7 protein-coding genes are annotated in these 14,001 nt (G+C 56.4%); 5 read left to right on the top strand and 2 right to left on the bottom strand.

All coding sequences use genetic code 11. From position 1 onward, the window contains the following. The first annotated feature begins 96 nt into the window (after nucleotides 1-96). Nucleotides 97-2,976 carry a fibronectin type III domain-containing protein gene (locus tag J3U88_RS08685; protein WP_207856459.1) on the top strand — a complete coding sequence of 960 codons (2,880 nt, stop codon included), beginning with the start codon at nucleotides 97-99 and terminating at the stop codon, nucleotides 2,974-2,976. A gap of 657 nt (nucleotides 2,977-3,633) precedes the next feature. Then, the gene (locus tag J3U88_RS08680; protein WP_207856458.1) at nucleotides 3,634-3,849 is read left to right on the top strand and encodes a hypothetical protein; all 216 of its coding nucleotides are present in this window, start codon (nucleotides 3,634-3,636) and stop codon (nucleotides 3,847-3,849) included. 204 nt (nucleotides 3,850-4,053) lie between these two features. On the opposite strand, the gene J3U88_RS08675 is transcribed toward J3U88_RS08680, so the two are convergent. Together J3U88_RS08675 and J3U88_RS08670 are read right to left on the bottom strand one after the other, a co-directional pair. Further along, nucleotides 4,054-5,547, bottom strand: coding sequence for a sigma-54-dependent transcriptional regulator (locus J3U88_RS08675; protein ID WP_207856457.1), 1,494 nt, complete (start codon nucleotides 5,545-5,547; stop codon nucleotides 4,054-4,056). Nucleotides 5,548-5,734: 187 nt separating this feature from the next. Next, the gene (locus J3U88_RS08670) at nucleotides 5,735-7,432 is read right to left on the bottom strand and encodes a sensor histidine kinase (RefSeq protein ID WP_207856456.1); all 1,698 of its coding nucleotides are present in this window, start codon (nucleotides 7,430-7,432) and stop codon (nucleotides 5,735-5,737) included. Between the two features lie 1,151 nt (nucleotides 7,433-8,583). Here J3U88_RS08670 and J3U88_RS08665 point away from each other — a divergent pair. From J3U88_RS08665 to J3U88_RS08655, 3 genes are all read left to right on the top strand, one after another. Next, the gene (locus J3U88_RS08665) at nucleotides 8,584-10,263 is read left to right on the top strand and encodes a sigma 54-interacting transcriptional regulator (protein ID WP_207856455.1); all 1,680 of its coding nucleotides are present in this window, start codon (nucleotides 8,584-8,586) and stop codon (nucleotides 10,261-10,263) included. A 175-nt stretch (nucleotides 10,264-10,438) separates the two neighbouring features. Beyond that, nucleotides 10,439-13,165, top strand: a complete 2,727-nt coding sequence (locus tag J3U88_RS08660) for a serine/threonine-protein kinase (RefSeq protein ID WP_207856454.1) — start codon at nucleotides 10,439-10,441, stop codon at nucleotides 13,163-13,165. A 116-nt stretch (nucleotides 13,166-13,281) separates the two neighbouring features. Continuing rightward, nucleotides 13,282-13,995 (top strand): glutathione S-transferase family protein, encoded by a 714-nt coding sequence (locus J3U88_RS08655; RefSeq protein WP_207856453.1) that lies wholly within the window; start codon nucleotides 13,282-13,284, stop codon nucleotides 13,993-13,995. Nucleotides 13,996-14,001: the final 6 nt, after the last annotated feature.

The following is a 14,001-nucleotide window of genomic DNA, read 5'->3' as shown; positions in this document are numbered from 1 at the left end:
GCCGGTAACAGAATAATCGGCACGGTTGTGGTGCAATGACCCACCGTGCCGTGTTCCCAAGTACCGCCGCTTCCGCGTCCCCAAGGAAACCGTGTCATGAACCGTCCTTCTGCTTATTTTGTTTTGCCACGGCCGATTGGGGACCGATCCCTTTGGTCCTTACTCCTTTGTCTGGTACCACTTTGGGCCCAGGGCCAGGCCGATGGATCGGTTCAAGTTTCCGATCCAGTTGTTCCTTATGTGGTTGAGGTCAACTTAGGTGACCTGCCCACGGTTCCCGACTGGCAACCCGGCGACCCGATTCGCGAGGTCCCGCGTTGGCAAGACCCAACCCGTCGCCCCCCGGTGCCGGCCGAAGAAAGCGTCGACCCGCTGGCGGCAAGGCAAACTGCCGCGTCCTTCCTTCGCGACCCGAGTTTTTCCGAGCCACTGCTCAACTTTGACGGCCAAAACTTTAGCGGGCGTACCCCGCCGGACCCCATCGGCGCCGTTGGCTTGAACTATTACCTTCAGGCCGTCAACAGCAGCACCACCTCGGTGATGGTCTACGACAAAAGCAGCGGCAACCGGGTGGCGGGCCCCATCGCCTTGAGCAACTTTTCCGTGTGCAGCGGCGGCGGCGACCCCACCGTGCTTTTCGATCCCTTAAACCAACGCTGGATTTTGGCCGAATTCGGCACCGCCAACTCGTTATGTGTGCTGATTTCCCAAAGCGCCGATCCCATTGGCGATCCCACGCAAACCTGGTACGCCTACAACTTCCAAACCCCCAACAAACCGGACTACTTCAAAATCGGCATTTGGAACGACGCTTTTTACGTCACCAGCAATGAGCTGGGCGGCTCCCCGGTCTACGTCCTGGAACGGGAAGCCATGCTCCAGGGTCAACCGGCGCGGATGTTGCGCCTTGAAGCACCCGACCTGGCCGGTTTTCCGTTTCAGCTGCTGATGCCGGCCGGCGTGGACGGAAGCAACCCCCCGCCCCCGGGTTCACCCGGAATTTTGATGCGTCACAAGGACGCGCAAGCCCACGGCGGCACAACCGACCAACTGGAACTGTTTTTTTGTTACACGGACTTCGATCAACCGAACAACACCTTCCTGGTAGGCCCGGTCGCCGTTCCGATCAGCCCGTTTTCCTCCGATCTCTGCGGCTTCGAAAGCCTCAACTGTTTTCCCCAGCCGTCCGCCCACGTTTTTCTCGACCCCTTGCGCGAACCACTGATGCACCGGCTGGTGTACCGCAACTTCACCACCCACGAGGCCGTGCTCGGTAATTTCACGGTAGATGTGGACGGCACGGATCGCGGCGGCATCCGCTGGTTCGAGCTGCGCCGCGGCGGCAACGAACCCTGGACGCTGTACCAAGAAGGCACCTATACCGCGGAGGACCGCACCAACCGCTGGGTCGGTTCCGCCGCCTTTGACGGGTCGGGTAACATCGCGCTCGGCGCCAACGTGGTCGGCCCGACGACCTATCCCGGCTTGCGCTACATCGGTCGTCTTGCCGATGATCCCACCGGCACCCTCCAGCGCGGCGAACATACATTAATAGAAGGCACCGCCGCGGCCAACAACAACCGTTTTGGCGATTATTCGGCCATGACCATCGACCCCGTCGACGATTGCACCTTTTGGTTTACCGGTCAGTACAACCGCGAGGGGCGCTGGAGCACCCGCATCGGCGCCCTCCGCTTCGCGTCATGCGGCTGCGCGTCCCCCTCGCCGACCAACGTCCTCGCGCAACCCGGCAGCGAGGACAACGAAATCTTGGTCAGCTGGGATCCCGTCCCAAACAGCCAGGGGTATGATCTGTACCGAACCATTGGTGCATGCGGGACCTCCGGTTACCGCTTGATCGCGGAAAACCACCAAGACCCCCAATTCCTCGATCAAACCGCCTCCAGTCGCGTTCAGTACGCCTACACCGTGGTCAGCCGCGACGCCACCCTGTTGTGCCCCTCTCCGCCCTCGGCCTGCGCATCAGCCGAAACCACGGGCCGTTGCCTGGTGCCGCCGGAATTGGAAGTACCGCCGAGCGCGGTCACGCCGGGCCGGTTTACCTGCCGCGTCGACTTAAGCTGGGAAGCGGCCTTTACCTTCTGCACAACCCCGATCCGCTACAGTGTCCACCGCGGGTTAACGCCCGACTTCGACGTGACCGAGGAAAACGCGATTGCGACCTGTTTGGAAGCAACGACCTTTAGCGACGAGACCTTTTATTTGGATCAGACCTATTATTACAAAGTCATGGCCGAGGATGCAGAGTCAACCGGCGACGGCGGCTGTAACGGCGGCAATGTGGGTAACCAAGCCGTAAGCGTCAGCATCCAACCCCTTGCCTTGGAGGCCCTGTTTTTTGACGATATTGAGCAGGGAACGGACAATTTCACCACCGAATCCGAACAAGGTTGGACGCTTCAGGGTGACACTACCAGCTCGGGTAAGGCGGCCTGGTTTGCCCCCAACCCCGATGTTTCCTCGGATCACGCACTTGTCCTGGCCCCACAAAGGATCCCGGAAGATGAAACGATAATTCTTCGCTTCCAATTATATTTTTTCACCGACAGAACCTTTGATGGCTTGGTACTTGAATACGCGATAGGTGAAAGTCGACAGTGGTTCGATATCCTCGCCGGCGACGGCGGATTAATTCCCGAGAATCCGAATCGATTTTTGGCGAATGGGTATTCCGACCGAATTTCCGCGCAAGCCGACAGCCCGCTCGCGGGCCGTTGGGCATGGACCGGGGTCAACTTTCGATTTAACGAAACACTGGTGGATCTAAACGACTTCCGTGGCCAACACGTCCGCTTCCGCTGGCGCATGGTGACCGACCCGGATACGGATCGACTCGGTGTATTTCTAGACGATATCGGCATCACCAAACCACGACGCTGTGGTTGCATCTATCCCGAGCAGTGGCCGAACCAAAGCATTTTAGGATTCATCCCTTGTCTGAACGCGCTTCCCTAGGTGAAACCGGGTCATTCAGCCGTATCCCGCGCGAATACGGAACAGTCAGAACAAGATAATCCACTAAAAAGTAACAGTTTACGACGTGACGTCACGGCTTTCGACCAGCCGAACACCCGTCACACGGCAATTCCAAACACCGCGGGAGCGGTAGCTAGGGGGTTCTCTCTTAAAAATCAACGGATAACTTATAACACTCTTTTTATCAGGTAGTTCCGAGCGAGGCGGTGGACCTGTACGTCGCAGACCCCGGAAAGTGCCAAAATTTGCGGCCCTATGACGGCCGCCGGCGTTACTCGCCCAAAAACAAGCGTGACTGCGTGAGTAACGCTCTGCATATACTATTTATTATCAGCACATTACAGAATTTTCTTTAAAAAGCGGTGCACGCCTGGTGACGCGACGAGTCACGGATTTTCGGCTTTTGGACCCCAACCGGCCGCCTGCATGCCACACCAAACTATTAACTTGTTTATTTACAGCGTTTAGAAAAATGGCACACCTTATGCTCTATCGCTAAGCAGCGACACAAAGCGGTTCGCACTATGGCGACCGCCGAACCGGAGAAGACACCATCCGGCAGGCAACGAATTCTCGTTGGCCGGCCGTGGTGTGCCCGGACAAATCCAAAAAGTCGCACTTACGAGGGAGTACACCATGAAAAAAGTAATGCAGACCTTGATCGTGTCCTTGTTTTTCCTGAGTTCCACCGGTTTCCTCAGCGCCGCAACCGCAGCACCGTTAACCCAAGGTGATGTACTTTCTACTCAGGTTGTGAATCTTGCCGCCAATCTCCAAGGGGACAACGTATTTCCTCCCCAAGATCCTCCCGAGGACCCAGATCCCCACGGAAACGGTGGCGGTATTGCCTAATCAGCAAGAACGCCGGTTCTAATTGTCAGGGTTTCAACCAATACGCGCTCCGCTTCAGAAACGTGACAAGGAAACAAAAAGTACCCGGCCTCTAAAAAGTAATCCCAAACAGCGCGACCAGGGTTTTCGCTTTCTTCTGGAAAGCGATAAACCCCTGTCGAAGCAAATCGAAACGGGCCCCACCTAAAAAGTTTTGCCCCATGACTAAACAGGCATCGGTTCGACCATACAGCCGCGAAGCTTGTGTTTTGTCAACAAACGGTGCAAATAAGTTCGATGCATGCCGGCGGCTTTGGCCGCCTCGGCAATTTCCCGATATTCAGTCATCAACGCCCGCAGGAAGCGGCGTTCGACATCCTCACTACACTTGCGACAGGCACTTTGCCGATGCGATTTTAGTTCTTCGTTAGAAAGCCGACGAAAGGTGGCCAGAATCGGTTCGGGATCCAAGCTGTCCGCATCCGGTAATTCGTTATCGCGATAACTCTCCAAAACCTCGGCGGGCAACAAATCCGGCCCGATCTCCTCGGTTTTGGCCAACAAACAGGCCCGCTCCACAATATGGCTCAGTTCGCGAATGTTGCCGGGAAAGCTGTAATTCTCAAGAATCAACATCGTGGCGGGATGAATCACGGCTCGGGTAGGACGCTGCCAGAACCGCTTCATAAAGTAGTCGATCAACAGCGGCAGATCGTCGCGCCGCTCACGCAGTGAAGGCAAGTTGACTTCCACCACCTTCAGCCGGAAATACAAATCCTCGCGGAAGCTTCCCTCCCGCACCATGGCCGCCAAATCGCGGTGGGTGGCCGCCACAATCCGTACATCCACGGTTTCAACCCGGTCACAACCAACCCGCTGAATTTCACCGAACTGGAGAAAACGCAGCAATTTGGCCTGAACATTAAGGGGAATCTCGCCCACCTCGTCAATGAACAGCGTGCCCCCATGAGCCGCCGCCAAACGCCCTTTGCGATCATTGACCGCCCCGGTAAAAGCCCCGCGTCGGTGGCCGAACAATTCGGCCTCAAGCACATTTTCATTCAAGGCGCCGCAGTGCAACACGGTAAAAGGTTTGCTTCGGCGATCACTTGCTTGGCAAACCGCGCGCGCGATCAGTTCCTTACCCGTGCCCGTTTCACCGCGCACCAGAACCGGCGCCCGGCTCGCCGCGACCTGCGAAACCATGTCCAGGCAAGAGCGCAACTTGGGATGGCGCCCGATGATCTCGCGAAACTCGCCCCGATTCTCCCGTTCCGATTCATAGACCCGCAGACTTGAATGAACCGCTTCCAACAACTTCGCCGGCTCCCACGGTTTCATCAAAAAGCGAAACACATTGGCCTTGTTAATCGCGTTGATCACCGCGTCAATATCGGAGTAGGCGGTGAGAATAATGCGCTTGGCGTCGGGGAGCATGCGTTGGGTCTCCATTAAAAAAGCAACACCGGACATATCGGGCATGGCCTGGTCCGTGATGATGACCTGAAACGGATTGGGGCGACCTTCCATTTCGCGTCGAATCAGGGCCAACGCTTCGTTCCCGCTCGTCGCCTTAGTCACTGAAAAATGCGCGGCAAGGTAGCTTGCGAGCTGATCGGCAATGGCCGGTTCGTCATCCACAACCAAAATCCGATATTTCTTGGCGGGCGCGGCTTTGCGCGCGTCGCTTTTGCTGGGGAGTTGTTTTCGGAAAACCAAGATTTCCTCCTTTAAGGGCACCATTCTTCTTTTGTCACGGCCGCGTTGAGACGGGCCGGGGGTTGGTTGACAAAGGGCGTTGACATGGGTGCGCACCGCGCTCGGGTTTTCAACCGGCGTGGCGATCACGGGCTGGGGGGACTTGTTTGGGGGGTTACACGGATGAACGGTTTGTTGAACGAGACGGCTAGGGAACCATTTCGGCGACGATGGGCGCGGCCGGTTCCGGTTTCAACGATCTGCCGCACATGGCCTTGGGCAGCCGAACCAAGGCCTCACAGCCAAGGCCTAGCTCGCCGGAAAGCGTCAGCGAGCCATGGTGTTCCGCCAACAGGCGACGGCACACCGCAAGGCCGAAACCATGCCCCGAGGTTTTTGGCGCGGTAAAACAGGCTTGGTTCAGCAGCGCCTCGCGATCACCGTCAAACCCGACGCCGTTGTCGCCAATGCGAACCAGCCAATCCTGCTCGGTTCCTTCCAACACCAAGGCGATTCGGCCTTGCCCCTTTTCGAGAAACCCGCGTCGGACGATTGCCTGGCAGGCGTTGAGTAACAAATTTATAAACACCTGTTCGAGGGCGCCGTGGACGGCCCGTACGGGTGCGACGTCGGACACCTCAAAGGAAAAGGTGATTCCGTCGTGATAGCGAAGACGAAATAACGCCAAAACCTGTTTCAGGACCGTACGGAGACTTTGGGGGACAAAAACGCGCGGTCGCTCGCGGGCAACATCCGACCAGCCGCGTAGGACGGATTCGATTTGGAGGGTGCCGCGATCCAAGGCGTAAAGTTGATCGCGGAGCACGTCGAACTGTTCGCTAAAAAGGGCGCGATAGGGGGAATCCTCATCTTCCAGAAGATCACTCAGTAATTGCTCAAAGCGACGGCCCCAGCGCTCGAGATGGAACAAGGCACCGCGCAGCAAGGTATTCGGATTGCGAACCTCGTGGATCACGGCCGCCGGAGAAAAGACCGGCCCCCCCGCGACCGGTACGATGGGGGAAGCGGAAGATGCGGTTTGAATCATGTGATGCAGAGAACGAATCCTTTCATGACAGGACAAGGCCGTCGCTTTTGGGGTGTAATCCGTTTCCAGTTCGCGCAGAAAAGACATCGAATGAAAAGGAATTCCCTGAGTCCAATTGCGTAAAAAGACATCAAGCTGACGTCGGATTTTTTGGAGAGACATTTTTCCTCTAAAATTATCCTCGATTAATAACGGTTCAACAATCCTTTCATACACGATTCTGACGTCAGAATTTTTATCAGAATCGGCGGGTTTCAACAGAACCGCCTTCTCACTTTCACCGCAAAACTCTTGCGCGATTTCCGCCAATAAACTTTTCAATAACAACCCAAGTTGTTGCAGTTCGTGTCGAAACGCGGGCGCCCAACCGGCATCGGGCCAAGCCTGATCGTGCGTGGTCAAGGCGCCGACCGCATCCGCCGGGGTGGCGTCTAGCGCAAAAGGTCCGATGCGGACGGCACGAAAGTCAAGGAGCCGGACTTTTTTATCAGCAGGGTGGAACAGCACATTCCTGGGATGTAAACTACCGTGAATAATGCCGTTACGGTGCAGCGCGATAACGCAGTCGAGCAGCGAGGCGGCCACTTCCAAAGCATGACCCAAATCTTTCACGGCCCCCTGCCAACCACAGCCGCCACCAAAACCGTTAGGCAAACCCAGGGTCAAGGCGGCACCCGCGTGGTCTTGAGAGAGACGCGGCGACTCGAGACAAAAGGCGGGCCCAACATAGGCGACAAGATACCATTCCAGCAACAGGCGCCAATAGGCATCTTGGGAATCGGATGATACAACCTTACGCGTCAGGGTACGCGACGCATACTGCCAATGGTTGCTTCGACAAGCGCAGTTTTCAACCATTCCTGTGTTGCAATGACCAAAACCACATTCTCCATCCTTTTCGCAAAGACATTCACGCATCATATCCACCTGTTAAATTAGTATCCTTATTAACCCGTTCTCACAACCTCATTTTTCGACTTTTTCTGATTGTTTACATTACTATTATTATTCTTGCTTTAAGGTGGCTCCCTCAATCCCCAAACCCAGAATGCCGCCGCCTCGAGCCGCGGGCGTCCGGCGACGCGAGCGGACCCCCTCGACAACCGCCTTCTCACCAGAAGCTGATCCGAACACGTCCATCCCGGCATCATCATCAAGTCTCCTGTTTCTAGGTCTTTCAAGACTCGAGCGGATTCGAGACAAACGAGATAACCCAACTCGAAACAACCAGCTTTCAACCCTTTACCAAAATTCCAACACCTGATCTTTTTCACCAATGTAACATTTTTCAGCACCCTTTCAATCAACCCCACATCTGCACATCGGTTCTTTTCAACTGATCACAGATAAGGCTCCTTTTCTTTGCGCAACTTATTTACAGATATTGATCGTTTAATCTTCCAATTCTTGAAATGCATACCACTGCAAAGACATTGCCAATATTCCTCGCAAAACCCGACAAATCCATTGTCTTTTTCAAGCAAATACCTGGCTTAACTATGGGATGTCGTTCATAAATAGCATTTTGCATTTTTGGCACCACCAGGCCAAATGCATCAACCGGAACCGCGAAATCCTTCACCCAACCAAATACGCCTGCACCTTCCCGCGGCCTACCGCTAAGTTGCGGGCCGCGAACGGTATAGCGCCCAACGATGGGCCGCGGGCTCGGCGCCGCCAACGGCCAGGCTGCACGCGGCGGGCGCGGCAATCTTTCCGCAAGATTGCAGAATCCGCGCGGCCTTGTTTTTGTCGTCAACAAGAAAAATTCGGACCATCTGACGTCAAAATAATGTTATTTTTGACGTCAACGTTCATTCTTGACGTTTTTCAAACATCACTTGTTGTTCGGTCCTCAACACAAACAACAGCCTTGTTCATTTAAAGCTTTTGATTTAAAAAACTTAATTCAGCTTTCCCAGAAGAAGCGCCCCACCGCTTCATGCTGGAACACCTGTTGCTCTTGGTTCTTCCCAACGCCCTAACGCATCTCGGGAAGGACATCTCCTATGGAGCCAGAGACCAACAACACCAACGCACCTAAGAACAACCAGGATCAGGCTATGCCCGACTTTCACAGCCAGACGCGACCTCCCGACGAGCTCCACGCGCAAACCGCCCAACTTCGCGTCCTCTCTTTCACCATCGCCTGTCATCCCGACCCAACCCGCATCGGCGAACGGGCCGTCCTCCATCAACTCAACGAGGGCAAGGCCGAGGCGGTGTCCCGCAACCAACCCGATTTTCACAGCCCGGTTACCGGGGTCTCGCGCGCCCTGGATTGCGCCACCATCAGTCGCCGACCCGTGCTCCTCGAACACATGGACGACGGCGTGCTCATCAGCACCGGCATGGGCAATTCAAAAATTCGCATCGACGGCCGTCCCGTCACCACCGAAAGCCTGATCTCGTTCGACAAAATCGAACAAGGCGTGGTCCTGGAAATCAATCGCAGCGTGGTCCTGGTCCTTCAACCCAGCTTGGGCGAGCGATCAGACGGCGCCGATTTCGGACTCAAAGGCCACAGCCCCGCCATTTGCCATATTCGCGACGACATCCAACGTGTCGCCGATTTGGAAATGCCGCTGCTGATTCGCGGTGAATCAGGGACCGGCAAAGAGCTGGTCGCCCGCGCCATTCACGAGCGTGGCTCGCGCATGAAGAACCCGCTCGTTTCGCTCAACCTCGCCGCGTTGCCCGCCACCATCGCCGCCGCCGAGCTGTTCGGGGTCCGTCGCGGCGCCTATACCGGGGCAAGCGAATCTCGGCAAGGTTTCTTCCGTGCCGCCGACCGCGGCATTCTCTTTTTGGATGAAATCGGTGAAGCCCCGCTGGAGGTTCAAGCCATGCTGTTGCGGGTGCTTGAAACCGGCGATATCTTTCCGGTCGGGTTTACCCAACCGGTTCGCGTCGACGTACGCGTCTTGGCCGCTACCGACGCCGACTTGGAAGCCCAATGCGAACAAGGCCGCTTTAAGGCACCCCTGCTCCACCGCCTGTCCAGTTATGAAATTTGGCTGCCGCCCCTGCGCCGACGTCGCCAAGACATCCCCGAGTTGTTTATCCACTTTGCCACGGAAGCGCTCACGGAGCTGGACGAACACCTGGCCGACAAAAGCGCCCACAGCGAACACCCTTGGCTGACGGCACAACTGGCAACCCAGTTGATCATGTTCCACTGGCCGGGCAATGTGCGTCAGTTGCGCAACATTGCCCGCCAACTCGTGTTCGGTAGCCGCAAGCAGAACCGGCTCAAACTGCCGCCTCGGTTCGAGCAATTGTTCCAAAACGATGCCCAACAACCCACGATGGAACCACCGCCGCTGGAAAGCAAACCACAAGTCAGCGTGGCCAAACCCGCAACACCCAAAATGCACCGCAAGCCGGCCAGCATCACCTATGAAGAATTGCATCAAGCCCTGCACGCTTGCGATTGGAAACCGGCCGACGCCGCCCGTCACCTTGGCATTTCCCGCTCCTCCGTTTACGCGCTTATGCAGCGGTATCCCAACATAAAAATCGCCGAATCGCTGACCCAGGAACAAATTCAAACCGCCCTGGAAGCCAGCGACGGCGATATCGACGCGGCCGCCCGTTACCTACAAGTCTCCAGCGCGGGCATGCGGCGGCGGATCGTCAAGCTGGATATCGACCCCCAGGTCTATGCCTCGGAAACCAACGGTACCTGAGACGTCCAGGGGCACATGGAAAGAATCGCAACCATTTCTTAGCTGATCCGGGGTTTTGTCCGATACGGGATAACAAAGGTGCGAATCGCCTTTCGCTTCGGCAACACTCTGAGGTAAAAGAACGCGGCACGATTGACCCATCCCCGTAAGCGGTCAACCGCGTTATAATTTCGGCATGAGCGAAAACCCAAAAAAATCCGGCCAAAAGAACATCAGTGAACAAGGTTCGCGTATAACCGCGGCCGGTCCGGCGCTTTCCGCCCTGGAAGAGGAAACCTTTATCCCCCATGCCGAAGACACGATTCCACCACGGGACGATCAGGACACCTTAATTCCCCTTGCCGAGGACACGATTCCACCCCACGACGATCAAGGGACTCTGTATCCCGAGGCGGCGGCAAGCTTCCCCCCGGTAGCGGGTACCGCGTTCGACACTACCCTGATGCCGGCGGACGAAATCGCCGCCGGTAGTACCACACCGGTACAGCATGCCGCTCGCCGGCAAGACCCCCTCATCAACGGCGATCCCGAATACATCGGCCCCTTTGCCGTCCAACGCAAGCTGGGTCAAGGCGCCATGGGTTGGGTTTACCTCGCCGAACAGCTCAAACCCAAACGTCTGGTGGCACTGAAGCTCATTCACCGGGATGTGGCCACCCACGCCTTCCGTGCCCGTTTCGAACAGGAATACCAAACCCTTGCCGGCATGAACCACGACAACGTGGCCCGCATTTATTCGGTGGGAACGACCGCCGACGGTACCCCCTATTTCAGCATGGAATACATCGCGGGTTCGCCGATTGACGACCATTGTCGTGCCCTGCGTTTACCCCTTGACGCACGCCTTCGTTTGTTTCTCCAGGTTTGCGACGGGGTCTTGCACGCCCACCAACGAGCCGTGGTTCACCGCGACCTAAAACCGGCCAATATTTTGGTCTCCGATGAAGGCAGCCGCGCCTGCGCCAAACTCATCGACTTCGGCATCGCCAAAAACCTCAAAAAAGCATTCAAAGAGGAGATGCTGGAGACCCAAATCGGCTCGCTGGTCGGCACCCCCGCCTACATGAGCCCTGAACAATTCGGCGGCAGCAAAGTGCCGGTGGACACCCGCACCGATGTCTACAGCCTCGGTGTCTTGCTTTATCAGCTCCTCACCGACCAACTGCCCCTCGAAGGCAACCTGTTTGAAAACAAAAGCTGGGATCAATGCATCCAGATCTACCGCGAAACAGAACCCTCGCCGCCAAGTCAACGCACACCCCTACCCGACGACCAGCGCGCCCATTTCAACACGCCCGCCGCAAAGGCATTACGCGGTGATTTAGATTGGATCGTCATGAAAGCCATGAGCAAAACGCCGGAGCGGCGCTATGAAACCGTGGCGGCGCTGCGTCAAGATATTCTCAATTACTTGGACAACCGGCCCGTGAGCGCCGGCCCGCCTTCCCTGCGCTACCATTTGCGCAAAACCTTACGTCGCCACCGCAACCTGGTGCTGGCATGTACCACGTTGGCGGTTGGGTTGGCCATCGGCCTGGGTACAGCGGTGCAGTCGTGGCGCGAAACCGAGGTCCAACGCGCCAAAGCAACTTATTTAAGCGACTTTTTGTGGGGCATCCTCGAAAGTCCCGACCCCCGCAACCTCGGCCGCGACGCCAAATTGGTCGACCTAATCGACAACGCGGTCGATCAACTCGAAAACCGGCCCGACACCGAACCCGAAATCAAAGCCTCAATTTTGGGTCGCCTTGGAGCAACTTATTCCGGACTCGGTTCCTACGACCAAGCACTCCCCTTACTCGAAAATGCACTAGACATCCACCGAGCATCCTTGGGTGAGATTCATTCAGACACCCTACGAACCAAGTTCAACCTTGCCGCCCTACACAGCTTGAGGGGAAGCAACGATACAGCCCTCTCCCTTTTCCAAGAAACCTTGACAGCACGCCAAAAGGCGCTTGGTCCCCATCATCCAAAAACACGAGCCGCGGTGAATGCCGTCGCCCTTTCCCAAAACCGATTAGGCCACTACGAAACAGCCACCAATACCTATCTAAGTAACCTTGGTGAAGCCTTTCGACCGAACCCGGCTGCTGAACAGCAAGTCGAGGACCCCAGTTACCTAATTGCAATGAGCGGCCTTGCCATCAGCCTGATGTACCAAAACGAACACGGCGCGGCCGCCCAAGTTCTCGAAGAAGCCATCCCGCTCCTTAAACACTATCTCGGCAATGAGCATCCAGACACCCTGGCTGCAATAAACAACCATGCAGGTTGTTTGCGGCGCCTCAAGCATTTTGCCGCCGCGGAACAGACAAGCCTCGAGGTGGTCGCGATCCGTTCCCGCTTGATGGGCCCCGATCATCCCGACACCCTAAAAGCTCAGGTCGATGTAGGGCGTGCCCTCTGGTACCAAAAACGGTACGAGGAAGCCTATACCGTTTTGTGCGAGGTTTGGCTCGATCAATTCCAGGCCAAACCCTACAAACCGAGTTGGGTCTATTCTGCCAACATGTTGGCCTATGTCCTGTTTGGTCTGGAAGACCAAGAAGGCTGCGCAACACTGTACGAGGAAATCCTGCGCAAGTTAGGGGAAACCGGCCTTTTGGAAAACCGCGCCGCCATTCAAATTTTTCATGATTACTCGATGCTTTTGGCGCAAGAGGAACAATGGGAAAAAGCAGAGGACTTCATCCTCACTCACCTTGAGCGGGTCCAACGCCTCGGCGGCAAAAACCAAGCACTCGCGATGCGCGAAAGCCTGGCCAAAAGCTACCTCGCCCAAAACAAACGGGAAAAGGCCCTTCCCCAAATTCAGTTCCTCTACAACTACGCCCCCAACGAAACGATGAAACAACGCGCGATGGCTCTGGCCAAACAAAGCGCCCTCCAACTCGATTGAGCCACGCTTTCCATAAAACGCATCTTTTTTCATTTTTTCGGTCACAATGGATCACCGCCACTTGTCTTGTTTAACAGAAGCGGGCAACACGCCCCCATAAACAAGGAGCCAACCCCATGAACGAAATCCAGATGTACCAATTTGCCGGCGGCTACGGTGTCGCCAGTTTCAGCCCTTTTTGCCTCAAACTCCAAGCCTACCTGCGCCTCGCCGGCGTGCCCTACCGCGCGGTCAATGTGCGCGACACCTCCAAGGCACCCACCAAAAAACTGCCCTACATTGTCGACGGTGACCAGGCCGTGGGTGATTCCGGTTTGATCGTGACCCATCTCAAAAACAAGGCCGGGATCGATCCCGACGCCCACCTCAGCGCGGAACAACGGGCGCAAGCCTTTGTGTTAACCCGCATGCTGGAAGAACATTTCGCCTGGCTCCTGGTTTACTCGCGCTGGGTCGATCCCGACAACGCCGAAAACCTCAAAAAGATTTTTTTCCGCAAAGTCCCCGCCCCGGTAAAAATGCTGATCGTGCCCATGTTGGTTCGCCGCGTGCGCCGCACCATCTGGGGCCAAGGCATCGGTCGCCACGACAAAGCCGCGATTTACCAAAGGGGTCGTGACGACCTCGACGCGCTGGCGACGTGCCTCGGCGACAAAAACTACCTCATGGGCGACCAAGCTTCCACGGTCGACACGGTCGCATTCGGCTTTTTGGCCAACCTGCTCAACACGCCGTTCCCCTCCCCGCTCCAAAATCACGCCCGCAAACACGCCGACCTCGTGCGTTACGTGGCACGCATGGACCAAGCTTGGTTCGCCAACAACGACTGAGGCGGC

Origin of the sequence: Acanthopleuribacter pedis (assembly GCF_017377855.1) — a bacterium.
Classification (GTDB): Bacteria; Acidobacteriota; Holophagae; order Acanthopleuribacterales; family Acanthopleuribacteraceae; genus Acanthopleuribacter; species Acanthopleuribacter pedis.
The sequence above is the reverse complement of the archived record's forward strand: the minus strand, read 5'-3'. Positions and strand labels throughout refer to the sequence as shown.

Excerpts from the sequence above, each read along its gene's own strand:
- J3U88_RS08685 (WP_207856459.1), top strand. The coding sequence starts at position 97 with ATGAACCGTCCTTCTGCTTATTTTGTTTTGCCACGGCCGATTGGGGAC.
- J3U88_RS08680 (WP_207856458.1), top strand. The coding sequence starts at position 3,634 with ATGAAAAAAGTAATGCAGACCTTGATCGTGTCCTTGTTTTTCCTGAGT.
- J3U88_RS08670 (WP_207856456.1), bottom strand. The coding sequence starts at position 7,432 with ATGGTTGAAAACTGCGCTTGTCGAAGCAACCATTGGCAGTATGCGTCG.
- J3U88_RS08665 (WP_207856455.1), top strand. The coding sequence starts at position 8,584 with ATGGAGCCAGAGACCAACAACACCAACGCACCTAAGAACAACCAGGAT.
- J3U88_RS08660 (WP_207856454.1), top strand. The coding sequence starts at position 10,439 with ATGAGCGAAAACCCAAAAAAATCCGGCCAAAAGAACATCAGTGAACAA.
- J3U88_RS08655 (WP_207856453.1), top strand. The coding sequence starts at position 13,282 with ATGAACGAAATCCAGATGTACCAATTTGCCGGCGGCTACGGTGTCGCC.